Origin of the sequence: Streptomyces sp. NBC_00028 (genome assembly GCF_045041065.1) — a bacterium.
In the GTDB taxonomy this organism is placed as follows: Bacteria; Actinomycetota; Actinomycetes; order Streptomycetales; family Streptomycetaceae; genus Streptomyces.
The window spans coordinates 7,890,350-7,915,637 of record NZ_CP108293.1 but is presented as its reverse complement, the minus strand read 5'-3'; the positions used below and the strand labels follow the sequence as shown (position 1 = coordinate 7,915,637).

Genomic DNA, 25,288 nt, shown 5'->3' with positions numbered 1-25,288 from the left:
GTCAGACGGTGTGCGGCCCGTTCGGGTACCCACCCGGACGGGCCTCTCCAGTGGCTGCCCCAGGAGCCCGGACCTAGCGTCGTACTAAAATTTCCGGCTTGTTACGAGCTGGACCCGGACAACCCCAGGCAGACCTGCGGGCCCGCCAGCGCCCGGAGGGCTCTCCGGCTCGAGACGCGAGGACCGATGGCAGCCATTCACGAGAGCAGTGCTCTCGGCCTGCTCGACGAGGAGATCCGCGAGCGGTTCGGGGACACGGCACGTCTCTCCGGGGGCCCGGCGGCCTCTGCGCGCACGCTCGTCGACATCTTCGACGCGTCGGTGCGCGCCTGTCCCGACGAGCCCGCCCTGGACGACGGCACGACCTGCCTCACCTACCGTGCGCTGGCCGTCGAGGTGGAGCGGCTGCGGCGCCGGCTCGCGGAGGCCGGGGTCGGGCTCGGGGACCGGGTGGGGGTACGGGTCCCGTCGGGTACCAATGATCTCTACGTCGCCGTTCTCGCCGTACTGGCCGCCGGTGCCGCCTATGTGCCGGTGGACGCCGAGGATCCCGACGAGCGGGCCGAGCTGGTGTTCGGGGAGGCGGAGGTACGGGCCGTCATCGGCGCCCGGCACGAGCTGACCGTCACCGGGCGCGGGGAGACGCCCGCCGCGCGGCCCGGGGTCGAGCACGACGCGTGGATCATCTTCACCTCCGGGTCCACCGGGAAGCCCAAGGGTGTCGCCGTCAGTCATCGCAGCGCCGCCGCGTTCGTGGACGCCGAGGCGGCGCTGTTCCTCACCGACGAGCCCATCGGTCCGGGTGACAGGGTCATGGCGGGCCTGTCGGTCGCCTTCGACGCGTCCTGCGAGGAGATGTGGCTGGCGTGGCGGTACGGGGCCTGTCTGGTGCCGGTGCCGCGCGCGCAGGTCAGGAGCGGAGCCGACCTCGGGCCCTGGTTGGTCGAGCAGGAGATCACGGTCGTCTCCACGGTGCCCACGCTCGCCGCGCTGTGGGAGCCGGAGACCCTCAACGACGTACGGCTGCTGATCTTCGGCGGTGAGGCCTGCCCGCCCGAGCTGACGCAGCGGCTGGTGACCGAGGGGCGCGAGGTGTGGAACACCTACGGGCCGACCGAGGCGACCGTCGTGGCCTGCGCCGCGCTGATGACCGGCGAGGAGCCGATCCGCATCGGACTGCCGTTGCGCGGCTGGGAGTTGGCGGTCGTCGACGAGGCCGGGGAGCCCGTTCCCATGGGCGCCAGTGGGCAGTTGGTGATCGGCGGGGTCGGGCTCGCGCGGTATCTGGACGCCGAGAAGGACGCGGAGAAGTACGCGCCGCTGGAGTCGCTCGGCTGGGAACGCGCGTACCGCAGCGGGGATCTGGTGCAGGCGGAACCCGAGGGGCTGGTCTTCCTTGGGCGGGCCGACGAGCAGATCAAGCTGGGCGGGCGGCGGATCGAGCTCGGTGAGGTCGACGCCGCGCTCCAGGCGTTGCCGGGTGTCGCCGGTGCCGCGGCCGCCGTACGGGCCGCGCGCAGCGGCAATCAGCTGCTCGTCGGGTATGTCGTCACGCAGGACGGCTGGGACCAGACGACGGCCGTGGAGAAGCTGCGCGCCGAACTGCCCGCCGCGCTGGTGCCCTTGCTCGCGCCGGTCGACGAGCTGCCGACGCGGACCAGCGGCAAGGTGGACCGCAACGCCCTGCCCTGGCCGCTGAGGAATCTGGAGACCGCCGGTCCGGCCGAGCAGTTGTACGGCACCGAGGCCTGGCTCGCCGAGCAGTGGGCGGAGGTCCTCGGCATCCCGGTCACGGGCGCGTCCGACGACTTCTTCGCGATCGGCGGCAGCAGTCTCGCCGCCGCGCAGCTGACCACGCGGCTGCGCACCCGTTACCCGAGCGCGGCCGTCCTGGACATCTACCAGCAGCCGGTGCTGCGGAAGTTGGCCCGGCGCCTGGAGAAGTCGGCGCAGGACGACGGCGGCACGCGGTTCGTGGAGCCGGTTCCGGCGCGCGCGAAGGTGCTGCAACTCCTGTTGCTGGTGCCGCTATTCACTCTGCTGGGGCTTCGCTGGACGGTGGTGCTGGCCGCGCTGGGCAACGTACTGCCGTACACCTGGCTGCCGACGGCCCCCTGGTGGCTGGTCGGGGCCCTGGCACTCGTGCTCTTCAGTCCGCCGGGGCGGCTCGCGATCGCCGCGGGCGGAGCACGGCTGCTGCTCAGGGGGCTCAAACCGGGGCGGTACGCGCGCGGCGGGAGTGTGCATCTCCGGTTGTGGACCGCGGAGCGACTGGCCGAGTTCAGCGGGGCGAGCGGGCTGACCGGCGCGTGGCTGGAGCGGTACGCCCGGGCGCTCGGCGCCAGGATCGGCCCGGACGTCGATCTGCACTCGCTGCCGCCGGTGACCGGCATGCTCAAGCTGGGCCGGGGCGCCGCCGTGGAGTCCGAGGTGGACCTCAGCGGCTGGTGGCTGGACGGCGACCGGCTGGAGGTCGGGGCGGTCAAGGTGGGCGCGCACGCCGTGGTCGGGACGCGGAGCATCCTCTTCCCGGGCGCGCGGGTCGGCAAGCGGGCCGAGGTGGCGCCGGGTTCGGCGGTGACCGGGCAGATCCCGACGGGCCAGCGGTGGGCGGGCGCGCCCGCGGTGAAGCTGGGCAAGGCCAAGCGGAACTGGCCGAAGGAGCGGCCGCGCAAGGGCACCCACTGGCGGGTGATGTACGGCGTGACGGGCTTCGGGCTGAGCGCGCTGCCGGTGCTGGCGGGGGCGGCGGCGTTCCTGGTGGGCCGGGTGTTCTTCACGCCGGACGCGCCCCTCAGCGGGGCCGCGCTGGCGCTCGTACCGGCGACGCTGGCCTTCGGGGCGGCGTACGCGCTGCTGATCCTGGTCGCCGTACGGCTGCTGAGCCTCGGGCTGCGGGAGGGGACGCATCCGACGCACAGCCGGGTGGGGTGGCAGGCGTGGACGGTGACGCAGTTGATGGACCGATCGCGGGAGACACTGTTCCCGCTGTACGCCGGGCTGGTCACGCCGGTGTGGCTGCGGCTGCTCGGAATGCGGATCGGGCGCGGGGCCGAGGTGTCGACCGTGCTCGCGCTGCCGAGCCTGACGACGGTCGGTGAGGGGGCGTTCCTGGCGGACGACACGCTGACCGCGCCGTACGAGCTGGGTGGCGGCTGGATGCGGATCGGGCGGGCCGAGATCGGGCGGCGGGCGTTCCTCGGGAACTCGGGGATGACCGCACCGGGGCGGTCCGTGCCGGACGGGGGTCTGGTGGGGGTGCTGTCGGCGACGCCGAAGAAGGCGAAGAAGGGCAGCTCCTATCTGGGGCTGCCGCCGGTGCGGCTGCCGCGCAGTGCGGCCGACGGTGACCAGAGCCGGACGTACGACCCGCCGGCGCGGCTGCTGTGGGCGCGCGGCCTGGTGGAGCTGTGCCGGATCGTGCCGGTGTTCTGCTCGGCGGCGATCGGGGTGCTGACGGTGGCGGCCCTGTGCGTGCTGGACGGGTGGGCGTGGGCCCTGTCGGGCCTGGTGCTGCTCACGGCGGGCGCGGCGGCGGCGCTGCTGTCGATCGTCGCGAAGTGGCTGCTCGTGGGGCGGCATCGCAGCGGGGAGCATCCACTGTGGAGCTCCTTCGTGTGGCGCAACGAGCTCGCGGACACGTTCGTCGAGGTCGTGGCGGTGCCGTGGCTGGCGGGTTCGGTGCCGGGGACGCCGCTGATGACGGCGTGGCTGCGGGGGCTCGGGGCGCGGATCGGCAAGGGTGTCTGGGTGGAGAGCTACTGGCTGCCGGAGACGGATCTGGTGACGCTGGAGGACGCGGCGACGGTGAACCGGGGCTGTGTGCTCCAGACGCACCTCTTCCACGACCGGATCTTGCGGACGGATACTGTGGTCCTCCGTGAGGGCGCGACGCTGGGTCCTGGCGGGATCGTGCTGCCCGGCAGCATGATCGGGGCCCGTACGACCCTGGGTCCCGCGTCGCTCGTCATGGCCGCGGAGTCCGTCCCCGACGACACCCGTTGGCTCGGCAATCCGATCGAGGCATGGCGTCCCTGAGCGCGGGCCACTCGGAGCCCGTGGGCGACACTCTGAGTGGCAGTACGGCGCAGGGAGCAGAAGAGGCAGTGGCGGTTCAGCAGGCGGCGGGGTCCGACCCCTACTTCCCGGACAACGGTGACGCGCGGTACCGGGTGCACCGGTACGAGCTCGCGCTGGACTACCGTCCGGGCCCGAACCGGCTGTCGGGGACGGCCCGGATCAACGCCATAGCGGGCCGTTCGCCGCTCACCGAGTTCGTGCTCAATCTCGCCGACTTCAGGATCGGCCGGGTGCGGGTGGACGGGCGGCAGCCGCACTACTCGCACCGCGGCGGCAGGCTGCGTGTCCGCCCCGCCAAGGCGGTGCGGCCGGGAGCGGCGTTCACCGTGGAGGTGCACTGGTCGGGTAATCCCAGACCGGTCAACAGCCCGTGGGGTGGCCTGGGTTGGGAGGAGCTGGAGGACGGGGCGCTGGTGGCGAGCCAGCCGATCGGGGCGCCGTCCTGGTACCCGTGCAACGACCGTCCGGCGGACAAGGCGTCGTACCAGATCTCGATCACGACACCGTCGGCGTACGCGGTGGTCGCGGGCGGCAGACTGCTGACCCGTACGACCCGTGCCTCCACGACGACCTGGGTGTACGAGCAGGCGGCGCCGACGTCGAGTTATCTGGTGGGGCTGGCGATCGGCAAGTACCAGACGGTGCTGCTGGGCGATCCGGGGCCGGGCGGGGTGCCGCAGCACGGGCACATCCCGGCGCAGCTGCTCCCCGAGTTCTCCCGGGACTTCGCGCGTCAGCCGCAGATGATGGACCTCTTCCAGGAGCTGTTCGGCCCGTACCCGTTCGACGAGTACGCGGTGGTGGTGACGGAGGAGGAGCTCGATGTGCCCGTGGAGGCACAGGGGTTGTCGCTCTTCGGCGCCAACCATGTGGACGGGGCGCGGGGTTCGGAGCGGCTGGTGGCGCACGAGCTGGCGCACCAGTGGTTCGGGAACAGTGTCTCGATCGCCGACTGGCGGCACATCTGGCTCAACGAGGGGTTCGCGAAGTACGCGGAGTGGCTGTGGTCGGAGCGCTCGGGCGGCCGTAGCGCCCAGCAACTCGCCGCCGCCGCACACCGGTTGCTGTCGGGGTTGCCGCAGGACCTGCGGCTGGCCGACCCGGGCCGCAAGTCGATGTTCGACGACCGGCTCTACGAGCGCGGCGGGCTGACCCTGCACGCGGTGCGCTGCGCGATGGGCGACGAGCCCTTCTTCCGGATGCTGCGCGGGTGGGCGGGGCTGCACCGGGGCGGGGCGGTGACGACCACGACGTTCACCGCGCATGTGGCGCGGTTCGCGCCCGAGCCGTTGGACGACGTCTTCGACGCGTGGGTGTACGGGGCGGAGCTGCCTGCGCTGCCGATGCCGGAGACACGGGCGGCCGGCTAGTTCCGCGAGAATGGGGGCCATGAACGCGCGTACCTGCCCCTGCGGCCTGCCCCAGCCCTACGACGAGTGCTGCGGCCGGTACCACTCCGGTGCCGCCGCGCCGACCGCCGAGGCGCTGATGCGGTCCCGGTACTGCGCCTTCGTGCGGCTGGACGCGGGGTATCTGCTGCGGACGTGGCATCCGCGGACGAGGCCCGCGCGGCTCGACCTCGATCCGGGGATGCGGTGGACGGGGCTGGAGATTCTGGGCACGGGTGACGGGTCCGCCTTCCACCACACCGGGACCGTGGAGTTCCGGGCCTCGTACGCCGGGGGCTCGCTGCACGAGCGCAGCCGGTTCGAGCGGGTGGACGGGGCCTGGGTGTATGTCGACGGGGAGTTTCCCGCGTAGCGCCCGCTACGGCGCCAGGATGTCCAGTTCCTGGAGCGCGCCCACCGTGATCTCGCGGGTCAGGGTCTCCGCGCGGACCGCGTCGCCCTCGCGGACCGCCTCCGCGACCTGGACGTGCAGGGTGACCGCGGCCGGGTCGGGGTCCTCGAACATGACCTCGTGGTGGGTGCGGCCGGTCAGGACCTCGGCGACGACGTCGCCGAGGCGGGCGAACATCTCGTTGCCCGAGGCCGTGAGGATCACCCGGTGGAAGGCCATGTCGTGGAGCAGATAGCCCTCCAGCTGGTGGCCGCGTGAGTGGGCGACCATGCCCAGGGCGGACTCGGTGAGTTCGGCGCACTGCTCCGCGGTGGCGTGCTTGGCGGCCAGGCCCGCCGCGACCGGCTCGATCGCCGAGCGCAGGACGGTCAGCGAGCGCAGCTGCTGAGGGCGGTCGGCGCCGGCCAGGCGCCAGCGGATGACCTGCGGGTCGTACACGTTCCACTCGCACTTGGCGCGGACCGTCACGCCCACGCGGCGGCGGGACTCGACCAGGTGCATGGACTCCAGGACGCGGACCGCCTCCCGCATGACGGAGCGGGAGACCTCGAACTCCTTGGCCAGTTCGTCCGTGCGCAGAACGCTGCCCGGCGGGTACTCGCCCGCGGTGATCGCGGGGCCGAGGGTGTCCAGTACTTGGCCGTGCAGACCCCGGCCCGGTGTGCTCATGCACTCAGCGTACGCGGCGGATCACGGGCTCAAAAAGTCAGACTTATTCGTCACAGACTCTTGATTAGTCGTACCTAATGAGTTTCAGTTGCGTCGACATCACGTCAACGAAGACAGGTAGGCAGCGATGAACACCCCCCATGTCGTCGTGGTCATGGGCGTCGCGGGCACCGGCAAGACCACCATCGGTCCCCTGCTCGCAGCGCGTCTCGGCGTCCCCTACGCCGAGGGCGACGACTTCCACCCGTCGGCCAACATCGCCAAGATGTCGGCCGGCACCCCGCTCACCGACGACGACCGGTGGCCATGGCTGGACGCCATCGGCGACTGGGCGCACGGGCGGGAGGGGCTCGGCGGGGTGGTCAGCTGCTCGGCGCTGAAGCGGTCGTACCGCGACCGGCTCCGCGTCGCCGCTCCCGGGCTCGTCTTCGTGCACCTCGCGGGCGACCGCGCCCTCATCGAGGACCGGATGTCGCATCGGCAGGGGCACTTCATGCCGACCGCGCTGCTCGACTCCCAGTTCGCCACCCTCCAGCCGCTGGAGGGCGACGAGACGGGTGTCGTGGTGGACGTCACCGGCAGCCCCGAGGAGATCACCGCCCGGGCCGCGAAGGCCCTGAGCGAACTCCCGTAACCCCCCGCAGCCTCTCTCCCCCGTCCCCGTACCTGCAAGGGAAACCCCCGTGACCAGACTCAGCGTCGAGTTGCTGGCAGCGGACCCCGTCGAGCCCATCACCTCGGCCGGTCACGCTCAGCTGGGCATCGCCGTCCTGGCGGGCATCGCCGTCATCGTCCTGCTCATCACCCAGTTCAAGCTCCACGCGTTCCTGTCGCTGACCATCGGGTCGCTGGCGCTGGGCGCGTTCGCCGGAGCGCCCCTCGACAAGGCCATCGCCAGTTTCACCACCGGTCTCGGCACCACCGTGGCCGGTGTGGGCGTGCTGATCGCGCTGGGCGCGATCCTCGGCAAGATGCTCGCCGACTCCGGGGGCGCCGACCAGATCGTCGACACGATCCTCGCCAAGGCGGGCGGCCGGTCGATGCCGTGGGCCATGGTGCTCATCGCCTCGGTGATCGGTCTGCCGCTGTTCTTCGAGGTCGGCGTCGTCCTGCTGATCCCGGTCGTGCTGATGGTCGCCAAGCGCGGCAACTACTCGCTCATGCGCATCGGCATCCCGGCCCTCGCCGGTCTGTCCGTGATGCACGGCCTGGTCCCGCCGCACCCCGGCCCTCTGGTCGCGATCGACGCGGTCCAGGCGAACCTGGGCGTCACGCTGGCGCTCGGCGTCCTCGTCGCGATCCCCACGGTGATCATCGCCGGTCCGCTGTTCTCCCGGTACGCGGCCCGCTGGGTGGACGTCCCGGCCCCGGACAAGATGATTCCGCAGCGCGTCTCGGAGGACCTGGACAAGCGTCCCGGCTTCGGCGCCACGCTGGCGACGATCCTCCTGCCGGTCGTGCTGATGCTCTCCAAGGCGCTCGTCGACATCGTCATCGACGACCCCGAGAACACGACGCAGCGTGTCTTCGACGTCATCGGTTCCCCGCTGATCGCGCTGCTCGCCTCGGTCATCGTCGGCATCTTCACGCTGCTGCGTCCCGCCGGGTTCGGCAGGGACCGTCTTACGCCGCTGGTGGAGAAGGGGCTCGCGCCCATCGCGGGCATCCTCCTCATCGTCGGCGCGGGCGGCGGCTTCAAGCAGACGCTGATCGACACCGGCGTGGGCGCGATGATCCTCGACATCTCCAAGGACTGGTCGATCCCGGCGCTGCTGCTGGCCTGGCTCATCGCCGTCGCGATCCGTCTCGCGACCGGTTCGGCGACGGTGGCCACGGTCTCCGCGGCCGGTCTGGTCGCCCCGCTCGCCGCCGACATGTCGACGACCCACACGGCTCTGCTCGTCCTCGCCATCGGCGCCGGCTCGCTCTTCTTCAGCCATGTCAACGACGCGGGCTTCTGGCTGGTGAAGGAGTACTTCGGCCTGAGCGTCGGCCAGACCCTCAAGACCTGGTCCGTCATGGAGACGATCATCTCGGTGGTCGCGGGCGGTCTGGTCCTGCTGCTCTCGCTGATCATCTAGCGGTACGACGTCGCACTCACCGGCTTCCCCAGCGGCCGCCGGTGGCCCGATGATGGTAGGCCCCTGGGTTCTGACCCCAGGGGCCTACCGTCGTCGGGGGGCGTCATGGCGGTTTCCCTGGGGGTGCGTGTCTCGGGGCTGCTCATCGCGGGAGCGGTCGCGGTGGCCGCCGCGGCCTTCACCGGGGACGGGAGGGACACGCCGGACCGGGGATACGGAGGCGGTGGGGCCGTCACCGCCGGTCCGTCGAGCGACGCCCCCGCGGGACGCGGGGTCGCGCCCCTGCCCTCCCCCACGCCGGCCCGCCCGTCACCCCACGGCCACGCGGGCACCCCGCACGTCACCGACAGTCCGCGCGGGACCGGAAGTTCCAGCCACTCCCCCACCCCTTCGCCCGGCATACGGCCCCTCCAGAGCCCTCCGTGGCTACCGCCCGGCCCGAACTCACCGAACACCGACGGCACTTCGGACCCGTCGAGCGTCTACGACCGGCTCCGCGCCCCAGCCGAATGCGGGACCGTCCTCGACGGCATCCCGGCCGCGTCGGCGGATGCCGAATGGCAGGTGCTGCGCGGCCTGGCCTCCGCCTGTCTGGCCGTGCAGGGCAAGGGCGGCGGCTGGGAGACGGCGGCCGAGGAGTACGCGGCCGTCGCCGGGCGAGCCGCCACCTGCAAGGGGCGTGCCGCGTACGCCGTCCTCGGCGGTCTGCTGGACTTCCACCGGCGACACCCCGCCGCGGCCGTGCGGCTGGATGCCCGTTCCTCCGGGGCACCCGCCTGCGCCTGCCGACTGGCCGGTGTCGACACCGGCGGTGACGGCGAGACGCGGCCCGGCGAGACGGTCGCCGTCGAGCTGACCGGCGTCTACTTCGACCCCGCCGAACTGCTGCGGGACGGGCGGGTGCTGATCGACGGGCGGCTGCCGGAGGGGCCGCCGGTACTCGGCGCCCAGGAGGGTGACCGGATGGTGCTGGACGTGGTGGTGCCCGCGCTCGACCCGGGCGGGCTGCCCAGGAGCGTCGACGTGGCCGTTCAGTTCGGGGGCGTCGAGGTGCGGGCGCAGGGCGCCTTCACCGTCGTAGCGCCTGATGGGGCCGCGACACCGGGCGGGTCAGTGACGCCACAGGGAGTGCTCCCGGTCGGCCCACTCCTTGCTGACCAGGCCCGTGCGCAGGCCGCGGCGGGCCTCCGGGTCGCCGAGGGCCATGCCGATGTGGCCCGCGAGGACGATGCCGATGGTCAGGGCCAGCCAGTCGTGGACGAAGGTCGCGCCGGTGCGCCAGCGGATCGGGGTCAGGTGGGTGAACCACATCAGCAGGCCCGTGCCGAGCATGACCAGGGTGGCGCCGGCGATCCAGGAGGCGTAGATCTTCTGCCCGGCGTTGAACTTGCCCGCGGGGCGTGACGAGGGGCGCTTGTCGCGGTGCAGGGCGGCGCGGAGCCAGCGGCGGTCGTGCGGGCCGAAGCGGTTGAGGAAGCCGAGGTCGGCGCGGAAGGCGCGGGAGACGAGGCCCGCGAGGACGGGGACGGGCAGGGCGAGGCCCGCCCACTCGTGGATACGGACCACGAGTTCGCGGCGCCCGACGAGTTCGGCGAACTCGGGGATGTAGAGACAGGCGGCGGTGGCCACGCAGACGCCCATCAGGGCGGCCGTCGTGCGGTGGACCCAGCGTTGCGCGGGTCCGAAGCGGCGGATCCTCGTCGCGGGCGGGGCGTCAGCTCGTAGGGTCATCGTCCCGTCCGTTCGAGCGGCCCACCCAGGCGTCGACGTCATAGCCGCGGTCCTCCCAGTAGCCGGGCTGCACGTCCTTGGTGACGGTGATGCCGGAGAGCCACTTGGCCGACTTGTAGAAGTACATGGGGGCCACATAGAGGCGGACCGGGCCGCCGTGGGAGTGGCCGATGTCCTTGTCCTGCATGCGCAGGGCGACCAGGACGTCGGCGCGGCGGGCCTGGTCGAGGGTGAGGCTCTCGGTGTAGGTGCCGTCGAAGCAGGAGAAGCGGATCGCCGTGCCCTCGGCCCGCACTCCGGCGGTGTCGAGCAGATGGGAGAGGCGTACGCCCTCGAACGGGGTGTCCGGGACCCTCCAGCCGGTGACGCACTGGACGTCCTTGACCATCCGGGTCTGCGGCAGCGCGCGCAGGTCGTTCAGGGTGTAGGTGGCCGGGCGGTCGACGAGGCCGTCGATCCTCAGGCGGTAGTTCGCGGCGTTCTTGTGGGGGACGGAGGAGGCGACCGAGTAGTAGCGGAAGCCGCCGCCGTTGGGGAGCAGCCCCGTGAGGCCGGTGGGGTCCTTGTCGGCGGCGCTGCCGAGGAAGGCCTCCAGACCGCGCTGGAGGGTGGGCGCCGCGACCACGCCGAGGGCGCCCAGGCCGAGGGTGCCGAGGAGGACGCGGCGGCCGATGGGCCGGCCCGCCGTCTCGGGCGTCTGGGGGTGCGGGCCCTCCGCCCCGGGTTGTTCGGGATTCACGTAGTCATTCGAACACCCGCGAGCCCTGGCGGACCAGGTTTCGCGGGTGCCCGTCAGATTTCCGTAACCACTTCTTACGACTGCGCCGCCTTCTCCAGCTGGAACGCCTCGTTGCCCAGGCCGATGCGGGCGTGGGCCTCCGGGGAGCGGGAGCGCAGGTACAGGCCCTGGGCGAGGCCGACCAGCACGGACGCGCCGACGATGCCGGGCAGGAGCCAGCTCAGGGACGAGTCGGGGCCCGCGCCGACCAGGACGTCGAAGTCCTTCACCGTGTAGCCGGCGATGACGAGGAGGGCGAGGCCCGCGACGGCGGAGGTGGCCAGCCGCCAGGCCTGGGCGCCGGCGGCGCCGCGGCGGACGAAGAAGACGACAACCGAGAAGGAGGCCGCGGCCATCAGCAGGATCACGCCGAGGGCGCCGATGTTGCCACCCCAGGTGAACAGGTGCAGGACGGGCTCGGTGGGGTCGCCGGTCGGCTTGTCGTCGGCGACCGCGAAGGCGATCACCACCAGCGCGGAGACGGCGGTCTGGAGCAGCGAGCCGGTGCCGGGCGCGCCGCTGGAACCCGTCGTACGGCCGAAGGCGCGCGGCAGCAGTCCCTCGCGGCCCATGGCGAAGGCGTAGCGGGCGACGACGTTGTGGAAGCTGACCATCGCCGCGAACATGCCGGTCACGAAGAGCACGTGCAGGACGTCGGTGAAGGTGCCGCCGAGGCGGGACTCGGTGAGGCCGAAGAGCAGGCCCGCGCTCTGCGTCTGCGACTCGCCGACGATCGCGGAGGGGCCGGTGGCGACGGTGAGGGCCCAGCTGCTGAGCGCGAAGAAGACGGCGACGCCGCCGACCGCGAGGAACATCACGCGCGGCACCAGGACGTGCGGGCGGCTGGTCTCCTCGGCGTACACGGGCGCCTGCTCGAAGCCGAGGAAGGCGGCGATGCAGAAGCAGAGCGCGGTGCCGACCCCCGCGCCGGTGAGGGTGTCCGGGTTGAAGGCGTGCAGGGACAGGCCTTCCTTGGCGGGGTCGGCGACGGCGGCGATGTCGAAGATGACGACCAGGGCGACCTCGATGACCAGCAGGACGCCGAGCACCTTCGCGTTGACGTCGATCTTCAGCCAGCCCAGCGCGCCGACGGCGGCCACGGCCGCGAGCGCCGGTATCCACCAGGCGATCTCCAGGTCGGCGTAGGTGGCGAAGAGGCCGGAGACCTCGAAGCCGAAGATGCCGTAGATGCCGACCTGGAGGGCGTTGTAGGCGACGAGGGCGACGAGGGCCGCGCTCGCGCCGGCGGTGCCGCCGAGGCCGCGGGAGATGTAGGCGTAGAAGGCGCCCGCGTTGTGGACGTGCCGGCTCATCTCGGCGTAGCCGACGCTGAAGAGGATGAGGATCACGCCGAGGACGACGAAGAGCAGCGGCTGGCCGACGATGCCCATCACCGCGAATGTGGTGGGCATGACACCCGCGACGACCATGAGGGGGGCGGTCGCGGCGAGGACGGACAGAAGCAGGCCGCCGGTGCCCAGGCGGTCGGCGCGCAGGGCCCGTTCCTGGCCCTTGTAGGTACTGATGCCGTCGCCGGCGCTGGCTCTGCTCGTGGTCATCGGGACCGTCCTTAGCTGGGTTCGGGGGCGTTACGCCGTGCCGAGCGCGCTGTCGCGGGCGGCACGGAAGGCGGAGTGCGGGTCCCGGTCGGGGTACGACCAGGGGGCCGGGGTGGCGTGTTCGCCGATGCGGTGGAAGAGGGCGGCGGCCTCGGCGCCGCGGCCCTCGCAGACCTTTGCGTGGGCGAGGAAGTTGAGGTCGACCAGACGGCGGGGGTGGCCCTCGTGCTCCCACTCCAGCCACCAGTCGAACGCGGCCTTCATCACCTGGCGGGCCCGGCGGCCGACCCAGTGCCCGGAGGCGGCCGGGTCGGGGGGCTCGTGTCCGGCGGTGGCGAGGACGCGGTAGCGCTCGGCGTGGGCGACGACCGGGAGGATCGCGAGCGGCGAGTCGGCGGGGGCCTGCTCGGCGGCCCAGTTGGCGAAGTCGTAGACCTCGTGGAGCGGGTCGGGGCCGGAAGCGGCGCGGTGCTCGGCGAGGCGGGCGACCATCAGGTGGTGGGCGTGGTGATGGTCGGCGAAGCGCGCGCGGATCTGCTCGAAGAGCCGGACCGCGTTCTCGGCGGCGGTCGAGCCCTGCTCCAGCATGAGCAGGCCGAGCCAGGGCGTGGGATCCGCGGGCGCCCGGTCGGCGGCGGCCCGGCAGGCCTCTCGGGCGCGCTCCGGCTTCTCCTTGCCGCGCAGGGCGCGCTGGACCTGGGCGAGGGCGAGCAGGACGGCGGCGTCGGCGGACTCGGGTTCGGCGAGCTGCCAGTCGCGCGTCCAGGCGGCGCTGTAGGACTCCTGGGCAAGGCCGGTGACGCGGTGGCCGCGCAGGTCCCAGTCGTCGCCCGTGTGGGCGAGGAGGGAGCGGGCGGCCTGCCAGCGGCCCTGGGCGAGGGCGGCGCGGGCGGCGACGAGTTCGGCGTCGTCGAGGGCGGCGTCGAAGGCCTGGGCCGCGCGTCGGCGGCTGCGGCCCAGGGGTGGCGGGGGTGGTGACACCGCGGAGACTTCCTCGTGCGACGTGGCGCGACGTCGACTGTCGGCAGGGGTGGGCCCACGGGGTGATCAGCGGACTGATCATCAGGGCGTGGGCAACTGATCACGGACAGCAAACCCGCAGCCAATGGTTCCCGTCAAGGCTGGAACGGGTGTTACACGCGTCAACTTGAGGGACTGGTGGGGTAGTTGTGAATTTTCACCGCCCGCCTGCGAACCTGAGTACGGCCGGATGTGGCGCACGCCATGGCGCCGCGCGACGAGGGCGCCCACCATGACGGAAAGGCCGCGCCGTCCCGATGCGTGGCCGAGTCAACCGCCCGGATCCGGGTACTCCCGGGAGCAGGCCGGGGTCAACGGCGCTACAGTCGGCCCCTAACCCGCCCCGTGGCCCGGCCGAGTGATCGAGGTACGCAGCGTGTCGGTTCTGGTTCTGGTTCTCGCCGTGAGCGCGGCCTGCTGCTTGGGCATCGGCTTCGTCCTCCAGCAGAACGCGGCCCAGCGCGCGCCCCTGAACGACTTCCTCTCGCCCCGGCTGCTCCTCGACCTGGTGCGGGTACCGCGCTGGCTCGGCGGCATCGCACTGATGGTGGCCGGCATGGTCCTCGGCGCGATCGCGCTGGGGCAGGGCGAGATCTCCCTGGTCGAACCCCTGCTGGCGACCAACCTGCTCTTCGCGATGGCCCTCTCCCGGCATCAGACCAAGCAGTCGCTGGGCCGCCAGGGCTGGGCGGGGCTGCTGCTGCTCGCGGGTGGCGTGACGGCGTTCATCGTGGCGGGTGAGCCGCGCGGCGGTTCCGCCGTGGCCGACCCCTTCCGCCACTGGCTGATCATCGGCGCCATGATCGGGCTCGCGCTGCTCCTGACGACGTACGCCAAGCGCTCGCGCCTCAGCTCGGGCCCGGCGCTGCTGGCCGTCGCCGCCGGACTCCTCTACGGCGTCCAGGACGCCCTCACCCGGGTCACCGGCCAGCGCTTCTCCGAGGGCGGCCTCATGGAGGTCCTCACCGGCTGGCAGCCCTACGCCGTCCTCGCGCTCGGCGTGACCGGCCTGGTCCTGGTCCAGAGCGCCTTCGAGACGGCCTCCCTCCGTATGTCCCTGCCCGCCCTGACCGCCGCCCAGCCCCTCGCCGGCATCATCTGCGGCGTCGGCTTCCTCGGCGACCGGCTCCGCACCGACACCGGGGCACTGGCGTGGGAGGCGGCGGGCCTCGCGGCGGTCGTCGTGGGCATCGTGCTCCTCGGGTTGCACCCGGCCATGCCGAGCGGGGCGACGCAGGCAGTCCGGGCGCGGCGGCTCCAGCCGAACTGAGGCCGAGGACGCGGCAGGCGTGTCCGCCCGGGCTGCTTGGATGGGCCCATGAGCGCTGCTGACGAGATCCTCGACATCGTCGACGAGCATGACCAGGTCGTCGGGCGGTCCCCGCGCGGTGAGGCCTACGCCCGTGGGCTCCGCCACCGCTGCGTCTTCATCCAGGCGCGGGACGCCGACGGGCGGCTCTTCGTGCACCGCCGCACCCCGACCAAGCTGGTCTTCCCGTCCCTCTACGACATGTGGGTCGGCGGGGTGGTCGGCGCGGGCGAGTCCTACGACCGGGCGGCGCTGCGCGAGGCCGAGGAGGAGCTGGGCGTCAGCGGCCTCCCCGAGCCGACCTTCCTCTTCAAGTTCCTGTACGACGACGGGGCCGGGCAGACCTGGTGGTCGGCGGTGTACGAGGTGCGCTGCGAGCTGCCGGTCAGTCCGCAGGTGGAGGAGGTCGCCTGGCACGACTTCCTGACCGAGGACGAGGTGGAGCGGCGGCTGACGGAGTGGGAGTGGGTGCCGGACGGGGTGGACGCGTACGCGCGGCTCAGGGAGCACCGGATGGGGAGCTGAGGCCGAGCACGCCCGCGGGGGCGGAGACCGGCCCGCTCGGTCCGCTGCCCGCAGGGGCGGCGGCCGGCCCACCCGGTCCGCTGCCCGCAGGAGCGGAGACCGGCCCACCCGGTCCGCTGCCCGCAGGAGCGGAGACCGGCCCACCCGGTCCGCTGCCCGCAGGAGCGGAGGCCGGCCCACCCGGTCCGCTGCCCGCAGGGGCGGAGGCCGGCCCACCCGGTCCGCTGCCTCGGCCGAGTGGGCTGCGACCCCGGCCGGGCCAGAACGGCGCGGGCCACAGGGGGTGCTCCAGGAGCCGGTCCGCCATGCCGCCCGCCGCCTCTTCGGGCACGCCCACCAGGGTGAGCGCGCCGGATATCCGCTCGGCACCCTCGTCGTCCGGGACCTCCGCGTCGGCGAACGCCGGGAGGAGCAGGAGCAGCCGCTGGGCCGGGGCCCGCACTCCCTCGGCGGCCGGCGGCACCTCGTCGGCGGCCGACACCAGGTCCGGCCAGGACAGGCCGGGCCCGCTGTGGTGGCCGTCGATCGAGGCCAGCCGCGTCTCCGTGGGCCCGTCGGGGTCGGTGAGCAGGTAGTCCGTGCCCGCGTCGTCCGGGAAGTTGCGGTGCACGACCCACAGCACCCGTCCGCCGCGCAGCGGGATCCGGAACGCCGGCCAGCTCTCCGTCGGCCCGTACAGCGCCTCGGCCGCCGCGTCGACGTCCGCCGCGTCCGCGCCGAACACCTCGGGCTCGTCGGCGAACTCCCGCCAGACGGGCCCGAGGTACGCCGGCCAGAACCCCGGCAGCACGAGCAGGTGCTCGGCGGGGGCGATGGCGTGGCCGGGCTGCGCGTACCCGGCGAGCGGCGGGGGAAGATCCATGTCCCGAACCGTAGCGACCGCCACTGACAACGGCCCGGGCCCGCCGGGTAGGGTCCTGCGCGTGATCGAATTCGCACGGAACGTCCGGCTCTGGTTCGCGCCCGAGGAGGTCCGGGAGGAAGGCGGTACGCCCGACTACCGGTTCTCGCTCGCCAACGAGCGCACCTTCCTGGCCTGGCTGCGCACCGCGCTCGCGCTGATCGGCGGGGGCTTCGCCGTGGACCAGTTCCTGCCGGACCTGCGCTGGGGCTGGCGGGTCGGGCTGGCCCTCGCGCTGCTCGGCGCCGGTGTGCTGTGCTCCCTGCGGGCGGTCAATCACTGGATGCGCTGCGAACGGGCGATGCGCCGGGGCGAGGATCTGCCGGTGTCGCGGTTCCCGGCGCTGCTGAGCGTGGTCGTCGCGGTCGTCGCCCTCGCGATGGTCGTCGTCGTGCTCGTCGGGTGGGAGGGGTGAGCGCGGCGGTCACCGACGCCGGACGCGATCCGGGGCTCCAGCCGGAGCGCACACGGCTCGCGTGGCGTCGTACGACCCTGTCCGGCACGGTCGCCGCCGTCCTCGCCGTGAAGACCGCGCTGCACGGCGAGGTGTCCGCGGTCGGCGCCGTCGCGTGTGCGCTGTGCACCGTGCTGTGGCTGGGCTTCCTGATGCTCGCGCACCGCCGTATCCGGGCGCTCGCCGCGGAGACGAGCCCCTCGGCGCTCACCCCGCGGCACGCCACGGCCGCGGCGCTGTGCACGGTGGCGGTGGCGGTGTGCGGGGCGGCGTTGGTGTTCTGAGACCCGGCTGGCCCGGCCGGCCCGGCTAGTCCGGCGAGTCCGCGCCGTCCTCCCCCACCTCCCCCGCCTCCCAGTCCACCGTGACCACGATCTTCCCCCTGGTCCGCCCCTCCTGGTTCAGCCGCTGTGCCTCCGCCGCCCGCTCCAGCGGGAAGCTCTCCGACACATGCACCGAGACCACGCCCTGTTCCGCGAGCTCGGACAGGCGCTGGAGGTCGTCGGCGTCGGGGCGGACCCAGAAGTAGCGGCCGCCGTAGGCGACGACCTCGGCGTCCACGATGGAGACCAGGCGGCCCTCGGGGGCCAGGAGGTTGGCGGAGACCGTCAGGGTCTCGCCGCCGATCGTGTCGAACGCCGCGTCCACGCCCTCCGGGGCCAGCCCACGCACCCGTTCGGCCAGACCCTCGCCGTACGCGACCGGCTCGCCGCCGAGGCTCCGTACGAAGTCGTGGTTGGCCGGGCTCGCCGTACCGATGACCCGGGCGCCGATGTGTCGGGCGAGCTGTACCGCGATCGAGCCGACCCCGCCGGCCGCGGCGTGCACGAGGACCGTCTCGCCGCGTTTTACCTGGAGCGCCTTGACGAGCACCTGGTAAGCCGTCAGACCGGTCAGCGGCAGGCCGGCCGCCTCCTCGAAGGAGAGGTTGCGGGGCTTGCGGGCGAGGGTGCGCACGGGGGCGGCCACGTACTGGGCGAAGGTGCCGCGGGACAGGAAGTCCTCGCGGACGTAGCCGATGACCTCGTCGCCGACCTCGAACTCGGTGACGGAGACGCCGAGTTGGACGACCACTCCGGAGACGTCCCAGCCGGGGACGACCGGGAAGACGGGGTCGAGGATCCGGTCGAGGTGCCCCTCACGGCAGTGCCAGTCGACCGGGTTGACGGCCGCCGCGCGGACCTTGACCAGCACCGCGTCGACCCCGACCTTGGGGTCGCGCACATCGCCGTACGCGAGGACCTCGGGGCCGCCGTAGCGTGAGTAGCTGATGGCCTTCATGGCACCGACCCTCCGGGGTAGTCGGACGCCACGCAAGCGGGATGCCCGGATATGCGGCGTTCGCGTGGCAGCCTGTCCGACGTCATCGGCAAGACCCCAGGCTTCTCCGAAGGTGAGCACATGAGCACCCTCCACCAGGAACACGCCTCCCACACGCACGCCCACGGCCCGGACTGCGGACACACCGAGGTCCCGCACGGGGACCACGTCGACTACGCCCACGGCGGGCATCTGCACCGCGAGCACGGTGGGCACTGGGACGAGTGCGAGCCGGGCGACCATGTCGCCCACGAGGCCCACGAGCACCGGCACGGGGACGGCTGCGGTCACGAGAGCGTCCTGCACGGCGACCATGTCGACTATCTGCACGACGGCCACCGGCACGCCGCGCACAACGGGCACTGGGACGATCACTGACCCGTCGCCGACCTGCCCGAGAAGGCGCGCAGAGGGCGCGGAAGAAGGCCCCGGCGAAGGCACCGAGAAGCACGTAGGAAGCGGTTCCACGGCTCCCCGTCGTAGGCGCGCGGGGAGCCGTCGGCCTATCGTGGCCCGAATCACGTTCGCCCTGCACACTGGACGGCATACCGACCGGTCGGCATCATGGTCCTCAGACACCGTTCACCTGCCCGTAGGAGCGATGCATGAGCCCCGACCATCCGCCCGGCCTCGACCTCGACCGGCTGCGCGGCCTGCTCGACCGCGAGCGGCCCGGCCTGGTCCACGGCCCCCTGACCGGCCGGCTGATCGAGGGCGGACGCTCGAACCTCACCTACACGGTCTCCGACGGCACCTCGCGCTGGGTCGTACGACGGCCTCCGCTCGGCCACGTCCTGGCCACCGCGCACGACATGAGGCGCGAGCACCGGGTGATCAGCGCGCTGCACCCGACGAACGTGCCGGTGCCCGAGCCGCTGCTGCTGTGCGAGGACGAGGAGGTGCTCGGGGCGCCGTTCTACGTCATGGAGTTCGTCGAGGGCACCCCGTACCGCACCGCCGACCAGCTCGCCCCGCTCGGCCCGGCACGCACGCGTGACGCGGTGCTGGCGCTCGTGGACACCCTCGTCGAGCTGCACGCGGTGGACCCCGCCGAGGTGGGCCTCGCCGACTTCGGCCGCCCCGAGGGCTTCCTGGACCGACAGCTGCGCCGCTGGGGCAAGCAGCTGGACGCCTCCCGCAACCGTGAGCTGGCCGGCATCGACGAGCTGCACGCGACGCTGGGGCGCAGGCTGCCCGCCTCTCCCGCCGCCACGGTCATCCACGGTGACTACCGGCTCGACAACGTGCTCATCGGTGAGGACGACCGCATCAAGGCGATCCTCGACTGGGAGATGTCCACGCTCGGCGACCCGCTCACCGACCTGGGGCTGCTGGTCATGTACAGCCTGCCGCTGGGCATGCCGGACTCCCCCGTCTCCACGACCGCCGAGGCACCGGGACACCCGGATCCCGCGGAGCTGGTCGAGCGCTACGCGGCCCGCTCGGGGCGCGATGTCTCCCAGGTCTCCTGGTACACGGCGTTCGCCTGGTTCAAGCTCGCCGTGATCCTGGAGGGCATCCACTACCGCTACACCCTGGGCCAGACGGTCGGCCGCGGCTTCGACCGCATCGGCGACCTCGTCCCCGTCTTCATCCAGCACGGCCTCACCACCCTTCAGGAAGGCTGACCCGCCATGGACTTCGCGTTCGACGCGCGCACCGAGGAACTGCGCGCCAAGCTGCTCGCCTTCATGGACGAGTACGTCTACCCGGCCGAGGCGGTGGCGGAGGAGCAGCGCGCCGCGCTCGCGTCCCCGTGGGACACGCCCGCCGTGGTGGAGGAGCTGAAGGCGGAGGCGCGCAGGCAGGGCCTGTGGAACCTCTTCCTGCCCGACGCCGAGTACGGGGCCGGGCTGACCAACCTCCAGTACGCACCGCTGGCCGAGATCACCGGCCGTTCGCCGCAGTTGGCGCCGACCGCGCTGAACTGCGCGGCGCCGGACACGGGCAACATGGAGGTGCTCTCCCAGTTCGGCGACGAGCAGCAGAAGAAGCAGTGGCTGGAGCCGCTGCTGGCGGGGGAGATCCGCTCGGCGTTCGCGATGACCGAGCCGGAGGTGGCCTCCTCGGACGCCACCAACATCACGACGTACATCGAGCGCGACGGCGACGACTACGTCATCACGGGCCGCAAGTGGTACATCTCCGGGGCGATGAACCCGGACTGCAAGATCTTCATCGTGATGGGCAAGACGGACCCGGACGGCGCCGACATCCGCCGCCAGCAGTCCATGGTCCTGGTCCCCCGCGACACCCCGGGTGTGACGGTCAAGCGCGCCATGAAGGTCTTCGGCTACGAGGACCACTACCACGGCGGTCACGCCGAGGTGATCTTCGACCGCGCGCGCGTGCCGGTCGCGAACCTGATCGGTGAGGAGGGCGGCGGCTTCGCCATCGCGCAGGCCCGCCTCGGTCCGGGCCGGATCCACCACTGCATGCGGCTGATCGGCATGGCGGAGCGGGCGATCGAGCTGATGTGCCGGCGGGCCGTGTCCCGCAACGCCTTCGGCAAGGCGCTGGCCCAGCAGGGCGTGGTCCACAACTGGATCGCCGACGCGCGGGTGACGGTCGAGCAGCTGCGGCTGCTGGTTCTGAAGACGGCCTGGCTGATGGACACCGTCGGCAACCGGGGCGCCCACGCGGAGATCCAGGCCATCAAGATCGCCACGCCGCGCGCGGTGGTCGACATCATCGACCGCGCGATCCAGCTGCACGGCGCGGGCGGGGTCAGCCAGGACTTCCCGCTGGCCGAGCTGTACGCGGGTGCGCGGACGCTGATGATCGCGGACGGCCCGGACGAGGTGCACCAGCGGTCGCTGGCGCGGCGGGAGTTGAAGAAGTACCTCTAGTAGCCGTCAATAGCCGCCCGAGTAGTGATGGTCCGCGCGCGCGAGGGCGCGGGCGAAGGAGACGAGGCGGTGCCAGAGAGTCGGTCTGCGAGTCATGCGTCCAGCCTGGCTCGCGGGCCGTCCAACGGTCCAACAGATGGATTCGCTGGGCGCCATCTCTAGGATAGATGGATGGAGATGCGCCAGCTCCGCCACTTCATGGCGGTCGTCACCGAGGGCGGCTTCACGGCCGCCGCCCGGGCCGAACTCATCGTCCAGTCGGCGCTCAGCACCTCGATCCGCAACCTGGAACGGGAGTTGGGCGCCGATCTGTTCGACCGCACGGGGCGGCGGGTCGTCCTGACCGAGGCGGGGCGCGCCCTGCTGCCCCAGGCCCGCGCGCTGCTCGCCGGCGCGGAGGCCGCGCGGGACGCCGTAGCCGCCGTGGCGGGGCTGGCGGCGGGGCGGGTGGCGATCGGCACGATCCAGACGCTGACCTGCGTCGACCTCCCCGCCGAACTCGCCGCCTTCCACCGGGACTTCCCCGGCATCCAGGTGTCCGTACGGGACGCGACGGTGACCGAGCTGACGGAGGCGCTGCGCGCCGGGGAGCTGGACCTGGCGTATCTGGCGCCGGACGCCCGGGAGTTGCCCGAGGGGCTCACCGCGTACGCGACCTGGCACGAGGAGCTGGTGCTGATCACCGCGCCGGGCCATCCGCTGGCCAGGGCGGGCCGCACGCTCATCAAGGACCTCGCCGAGGAGCCGTTCGTCGACTTCCGGGCGGGCACGGGCCTGGAGACGGCCGTACGGCGGCTGGCGGCCCACTGCGGGCTGGAGCGCCGGATCACCTGTGACGTCACCCAGGCCGGGCTGCTGGTGGAGCTGGTGCGGGCCGGGATCGGGGTGGCGTTCGTGCCGCGGCCGATCGGGGAGCGGGCCGGGCTGCCGTGCGTGGAGATCCGGCAGCCGGAGCCGGGGCGGACGGTGGTGCTCGCCGGGCGGGGGCCGCGGCCGCGCAATCCGGCGGCCGGGGCCCTCCTCGGTCATCTCACGGGCGCAGTGCCCGCAGCAGCAGGTCGGCCAAGTGGTCGGCGACCTCCTGCGGGGCCATAGGGCCGTCGGGGCGGTACCAGGTCGACAGGTGGTGGACCGAGCCGAAGTGGTAGTCCACGACCAGGTCGGCCGGGGTGGCGGTGGAGAAGACGCCCGCCTCCTGGCCCTCCTCGACCAGCGCACGGAAGCGTTCGTGGTAGCGCCGGCGCTCGGCGCGCACCTGCTTGTTCTTCTCCGGGCTCAGATGGTGCATGGAGCGGAAGAAGATCGACGCGTCGTCGAGGTTCTCGATGGTCGTCACGACGACGTCCGCCGCCGCGCCCCGCAGCCGCTTCTCGATGGGCTCGTCCGCGTTCGCGAACGCGTCCAGGCGCTCCTGCTGGACGCGCAGCACGCGCGCGTACACCTCGTGCAGGAGGTCGTCCTTGGAGCCGAAGTAGTGGTACAGCGCCCCCTTGGTGACGCCGGCCGCCTCGACGATCTCCTGCACGGAGGTGCGGTCGTAGCCCTGTTCGGCGAAGAGCCGGGTGGCGGCGGCCAGCAGCCGCTGCGGGACGGGCGTACCGTCCCCGTCCGTCGTCCTGGCCACTCTGTCGCCACCTGCCCTTCCGTTTGCTGCCGCTCGTTCGCTAGTGCTCGTCCTGCGGGCGGGAACGCAGTTCCCGTCGGAGGATCTTCCCACTCGCCGTCTTCGGCAGGTCGGGGAGGATCTCCACCTGCCTCGGGTATTTGTAGGCGGCCAGTCTCTCCTTGCAGTACACCGCGAGTTCATCCGGGTCCGTGTCGACACCCGGACGCAGGCTGATGTACGCCTTGACGGTCTCGCCGCGGTACCCGTCCGGCACGCCGACGACCGCCGCCTCGCGCACCGCCGGGTGGGTGTACAGCACGTCCTCGACCTCGCGCGGCCACACCTTGAAGCCGGACGCGTTGATCATGTCCTTCTTACGGTCGACGACGTAGAGCCAGCCCTGCTCGTCCATGAACCCGATGTCGCCGGTGCGCAGCTCGCCGTCCGGGAAGGTCTCGGCGGTGGCCTCGGGGCGCCGCCAGTAGCCGGGCACGACCTGGGGTCCGCGCACGAGGATCTCGCCCTGTTCACCGAAGGGCACCTCGGCGCCCTGGTCGTCGACGATGCGCACGACCGTCTCGGGCCCCGGCAGGCCCACGGCCAGCGTCCCGGACACCGGGTCGACGGGCGCCTCCAGCTGGGGCGGCACGGAGGCGCAGGGCGCGGTGCACTCGGTGAGCCCGTAGCCGTTGCGGATGTACGGCCCGAAGCCCGCCCGGAACTTCTCCACCAGCGCGGGCGGCACGGGGGCGCCACCGGAGGAGATGTTCACGAAGGACGAGAAGTGGTCCGGGGTGACGTCCGGGTGGGCGGCCAGCGCCATGAAGGCGGTGGACGGGCCGACGGTGTAGTGCGGCCGGTGCTCGGCGAACGCCTCCAGCACGACACCCGTCTCGAAGCGGTACGTCAGCACCAGCGTGCCCGCGCTGTTGAGACAGGCCCCCAGCTCGCACACCATCCCGGTGATGTGGAACAGCGGGGCGAGCGCGTAGTAGACCGGCGCGTCCGGCAGGGCCAGGCCCATGCGCTGCCGCTCGGCGTTGCACATGATGTTGGCGTGCGTGTTGGTGGCGCCCTTGGGGGCGCCGCTGGTGCCCGAGGTGTAGCTGATGAGCCCGATGTCGGAGGGGGCCGGGTCACGGCCCTCGGGGGCCTGGTGGCCCGCGCGGGCCACAGCAGCCAGGTCGTCGGCGTCGGCGGCCTGCGGCAGCCGCTCGAAGGCCAGTACGCGCGCGTCGTCGCGCGTCTGGAAGTCCAGCTCGCAGCCGGTGAGCACGATCCGCACCGGCGAGTCCGCGGCCGTCTCGCGCAGATACGACTTCCAGGCCCGGTCGGAGCAGATCAGCGCGGCCACCTCGCCGTCCCGCAGGACATGGGTGACCTCCCCCGCCTTGTACATGGGGTTGACGGGCACGACGATCGCGCCCGCCTTCCACGCGCCCAGCAGGGCGATCACGAAGTGCGGCGAGTTCTGCAGCAGGATCGCCACCCGGTCGCCGCGCTCCAGGCCCCGGGCGGCCAGATGCCCGGCGACGGAGTCGCTCAGCTCGTCGACCTCGCGGTAGCTGAGCCGCCCGTCGAAGTAGGCGAGGAAGGCGCGGTCGGGGACGTCACCGGCAGCCCTTCGCAGAGCGTGGACGAGGGAGTCGGCGGGGTCTATGGGCGCGCGCTGGGCGTCGTTGAGGAGGGCGACCCAGGGCTTGGCGGCGTACAGGGAGTCGGTCACCGCGCCTCCTCCCACTTCTGCTGGAGGTGGTTCATGCCGGCCAGCCAGCGGTCGGGCTCGGCGGCGCGGGCCTGGTAGTACGCGGCGACCTCGGGGTGCGGAAGGATCAGGAAGCGGTCCTCCTCGATGCCCTGGAACAGCGCCTCGGCGACGTCCTCCGGCTCGACGGCGGTCGGCTTGAGCACCAGGTCGCCCGCGGTGCCGGTGGCGGCCAGCATGTCGGTGCGCACGCCCTGGGGACAGATGGCGTGGACCTTGACGCCCCGGTGCCGGTAGGTCAGCGACAGGTACTCGGCGAAGGCGTACGCCCCGTGCTTGGTGACGGCGTACGGGGCGGCCCCGATCATGGTCAGCAGCCCGGCCGCGGACACGGTCGACACGAACCGCCCGCTCCCCCGCTCCAGCCATCCCGGGAGCAGTTCATGGGCGGCACGCACATGGGCCATGACGTTGACGTCCCAGGACAGCTCCCAGGCCTTGGCATCGGCGAGGTCGTCCACCTCGGGCCCGCCGAAGGCGACGCCGGCGTTGGCGCAGTAGACGTCGACGTCCCCGCCTAGCGCGGCGCGCGCGTCGGCGACGACCGCGGAGGCGTCCCCGGGCACTGCGATGCCGCCGATCTCGTCGGCGACGGCCTTGGCCCGGTCGGCGTCGAGATCATTGACGACGACCCGAGCCCCTTCGGCAGCGAACCGCCGCGCGAGAGCGGCCCCGATCCCCCCTCCGGCTCCGGTGACGACGACACCAGCACCTTGCAAGGCTTCCACCATCAATCTCCTTCGACTGCGGCTCTGCGGAGACGGCCAGACTAACCGGTCGGTATGTCTCTAGGAAGGGGGTGGGATCACGCCCCTGGGGGCGCGGGTCTGTATCGACTTGC

At 72.5% G+C, this 25,288-nt stretch carries 23 protein-coding genes; 13 read left to right on the top strand and 10 right to left on the bottom strand.

The window, feature by feature from the left end; translation table 11 throughout:
• Positions 1 to 186 precede the first annotated feature (186 nt).
• The 3 genes from OG885_RS35685 to OG885_RS35675 all read left to right on the top strand — a co-directional run bounded on the left by OG885_RS35685 (position 187) and on the right by OG885_RS35675 (position 5,841).
• On the top strand, positions 187 to 4,038 hold the full coding sequence (locus tag OG885_RS35685; RefSeq protein ID WP_405738737.1) for a Pls/PosA family non-ribosomal peptide synthetase: 3,852 nt from the start codon (positions 187 to 189) through the stop codon (positions 4,036 to 4,038).
• Between the two features lie 68 nt (positions 4,039 to 4,106).
• Positions 4,107 to 5,450 (top strand): M1 family metallopeptidase, encoded by a 1,344-nt coding sequence (locus OG885_RS35680; RefSeq protein WP_405738734.1) that lies wholly within the window; start codon positions 4,107 to 4,109, stop codon positions 5,448 to 5,450.
• Positions 5,451 to 5,469: 19 nt separating this feature from the next.
• On the top strand, positions 5,470 to 5,841 hold the full coding sequence (locus OG885_RS35675) for a YchJ family protein (protein WP_405738731.1): 372 nt from the start codon (positions 5,470 to 5,472) through the stop codon (positions 5,839 to 5,841).
• 6 nt (positions 5,842 to 5,847) lie between these two features.
• Here the strand turns inward: OG885_RS35675 and OG885_RS35670 are convergent, their stop codons facing one another.
• On the bottom strand, positions 5,848 to 6,549 hold the full coding sequence (locus OG885_RS35670) for a FadR/GntR family transcriptional regulator (RefSeq protein ID WP_399957738.1): 702 nt from the start codon (positions 6,547 to 6,549) through the stop codon (positions 5,848 to 5,850).
• 127 nt (positions 6,550 to 6,676) lie between these two features.
• Here OG885_RS35670 and OG885_RS35665 point away from each other — a divergent pair, with 127 nt between their 5' ends.
• Together OG885_RS35665 and OG885_RS35660 are read left to right on the top strand one after the other, a co-directional pair.
• Positions 6,677 to 7,183, top strand: coding sequence for a gluconokinase (locus OG885_RS35665; RefSeq protein ID WP_405738727.1), 507 nt, complete (start codon positions 6,677 to 6,679; stop codon positions 7,181 to 7,183).
• A gap of 49 nt (positions 7,184 to 7,232) precedes the next feature.
• Entirely contained in the window at positions 7,233 to 8,630 is a 1,398-nt protein-coding gene (locus OG885_RS35660; RefSeq protein WP_405738724.1) for a GntP family permease, read from the top strand.
• 1,110 nt (positions 8,631 to 9,740) lie between these two features.
• Here OG885_RS35660 and OG885_RS35655 read toward each other — a convergent pair.
• From OG885_RS35655 to OG885_RS35640, 4 genes are all read right to left on the bottom strand, one after another.
• Positions 9,741 to 10,361: a cytochrome b/b6 domain-containing protein gene (locus tag OG885_RS35655; RefSeq protein WP_399957729.1), complete on the bottom strand. Its 621-nt coding sequence runs from the start codon at positions 10,359 to 10,361 to the stop codon at positions 9,741 to 9,743.
• Positions 10,345 to 11,100, bottom strand: coding sequence for a molybdopterin-dependent oxidoreductase (locus OG885_RS35650; protein WP_405738722.1), 756 nt, complete (start codon positions 11,098 to 11,100; stop codon positions 10,345 to 10,347). The genes OG885_RS35655 and OG885_RS35650 overlap by 17 nt, the downstream gene beginning before the upstream one ends.
• Before the next feature lie 74 nt (positions 11,101 to 11,174).
• Positions 11,175 to 12,698, bottom strand: coding sequence for an APC family permease (locus tag OG885_RS35645; RefSeq protein ID WP_405738720.1), 1,524 nt, complete (start codon positions 12,696 to 12,698; stop codon positions 11,175 to 11,177).
• Between the two features lie 30 nt (positions 12,699 to 12,728).
• Positions 12,729 to 13,679, bottom strand: a complete 951-nt coding sequence (locus OG885_RS35640) for a hypothetical protein (protein ID WP_405738717.1) — start codon at positions 13,677 to 13,679, stop codon at positions 12,729 to 12,731.
• A gap of 415 nt (positions 13,680 to 14,094) precedes the next feature.
• On the opposite strand from OG885_RS35640, the gene OG885_RS35635 reads away from it, so the two are divergent.
• Together OG885_RS35635 and OG885_RS35630 are read left to right on the top strand one after the other, a co-directional pair.
• Positions 14,095 to 14,988 (top strand): DMT family transporter, encoded by an 894-nt coding sequence (locus OG885_RS35635; RefSeq protein WP_399957717.1) that lies wholly within the window; start codon positions 14,095 to 14,097, stop codon positions 14,986 to 14,988.
• 48 nt (positions 14,989 to 15,036) lie between these two features.
• Positions 15,037 to 15,552 (top strand): NUDIX hydrolase, encoded by a 516-nt coding sequence (locus tag OG885_RS35630; RefSeq protein ID WP_405738713.1) that lies wholly within the window; start codon positions 15,037 to 15,039, stop codon positions 15,550 to 15,552.
• Here OG885_RS35630 and OG885_RS35625 read toward each other — a convergent pair.
• On the bottom strand, positions 15,527 to 16,414 hold the full coding sequence (locus OG885_RS35625; protein ID WP_405738710.1) for a hypothetical protein: 888 nt from the start codon (positions 16,412 to 16,414) through the stop codon (positions 15,527 to 15,529). The genes OG885_RS35630 and OG885_RS35625 overlap by 26 nt on opposite strands.
• A 61-nt stretch (positions 16,415 to 16,475) precedes the next feature.
• On the opposite strand from OG885_RS35625, the gene OG885_RS35620 reads away from it, so the two are divergent.
• Together OG885_RS35620 and OG885_RS35615 are read left to right on the top strand one after the other, a co-directional pair.
• Entirely contained in the window at positions 16,476 to 16,868 is a 393-nt protein-coding gene (locus OG885_RS35620) for a YidH family protein (RefSeq protein ID WP_194083759.1), read from the top strand.
• On the top strand, positions 16,865 to 17,191 hold the full coding sequence (locus OG885_RS35615; RefSeq protein ID WP_405738706.1) for a DUF202 domain-containing protein: 327 nt from the start codon (positions 16,865 to 16,867) through the stop codon (positions 17,189 to 17,191). The genes OG885_RS35620 and OG885_RS35615 overlap by 4 nt, the downstream gene beginning before the upstream one ends.
• Positions 17,192 to 17,216: 25 nt before the next feature.
• Here OG885_RS35615 and OG885_RS35610 read toward each other — a convergent pair whose 3' ends face one another.
• Complete coding sequence (locus tag OG885_RS35610; RefSeq protein ID WP_405738703.1) at positions 17,217 to 18,188, bottom strand: NADP-dependent oxidoreductase; 972 nt, start codon at positions 18,186 to 18,188, stop codon at positions 17,217 to 17,219.
• Positions 18,189 to 18,308: 120 nt separating this feature from the next.
• Here OG885_RS35610 and OG885_RS35605 point away from each other — a divergent pair, with 120 nt between their 5' ends.
• From OG885_RS35605 to OG885_RS35590, 4 genes are all read left to right on the top strand, one after another.
• Positions 18,309 to 18,605 (top strand): hypothetical protein, encoded by a 297-nt coding sequence (locus OG885_RS35605; RefSeq protein WP_399957705.1) that lies wholly within the window; start codon positions 18,309 to 18,311, stop codon positions 18,603 to 18,605.
• 227 nt (positions 18,606 to 18,832) lie between these two features.
• Complete coding sequence (locus OG885_RS35600) at positions 18,833 to 19,855, top strand: phosphotransferase family protein (protein ID WP_405738700.1); 1,023 nt, start codon at positions 18,833 to 18,835, stop codon at positions 19,853 to 19,855.
• A 6-nt stretch (positions 19,856 to 19,861) separates the two neighbouring features.
• Positions 19,862 to 21,076, top strand: a complete 1,215-nt coding sequence (locus OG885_RS35595) for an acyl-CoA dehydrogenase family protein (RefSeq protein WP_405738697.1) — start codon at positions 19,862 to 19,864, stop codon at positions 21,074 to 21,076.
• A gap of 171 nt (positions 21,077 to 21,247) precedes the next feature.
• Positions 21,248 to 22,171, top strand: coding sequence for a LysR family transcriptional regulator (locus OG885_RS35590; RefSeq protein WP_405738694.1), 924 nt, complete (start codon positions 21,248 to 21,250; stop codon positions 22,169 to 22,171).
• Here the strand turns inward: OG885_RS35590 and OG885_RS35585 are convergent.
• From OG885_RS35585 to OG885_RS35575, 3 genes are read right to left on the bottom strand one after another with little or no spacing between them, the layout of a single operon-like run.
• Complete coding sequence (locus OG885_RS35585) at positions 22,107 to 22,700, bottom strand: TetR/AcrR family transcriptional regulator (protein WP_405738688.1); 594 nt, start codon at positions 22,698 to 22,700, stop codon at positions 22,107 to 22,109. The genes OG885_RS35590 and OG885_RS35585 overlap by 65 nt on opposite strands.
• Positions 22,701 to 22,740: 40 nt before the next feature.
• Complete coding sequence (locus OG885_RS35580) at positions 22,741 to 24,408, bottom strand: class I adenylate-forming enzyme family protein (protein ID WP_405738685.1); 1,668 nt, start codon at positions 24,406 to 24,408, stop codon at positions 22,741 to 22,743.
• A complete protein-coding gene (locus OG885_RS35575; protein ID WP_405738683.1) occupies positions 24,405 to 25,178 on the bottom strand; it encodes an SDR family oxidoreductase in 774 nt (257 codons plus the stop codon). The genes OG885_RS35580 and OG885_RS35575 overlap by 4 nt, the downstream gene beginning before the upstream one ends.
• Positions 25,179 to 25,288 lie beyond the last annotated feature (110 nt).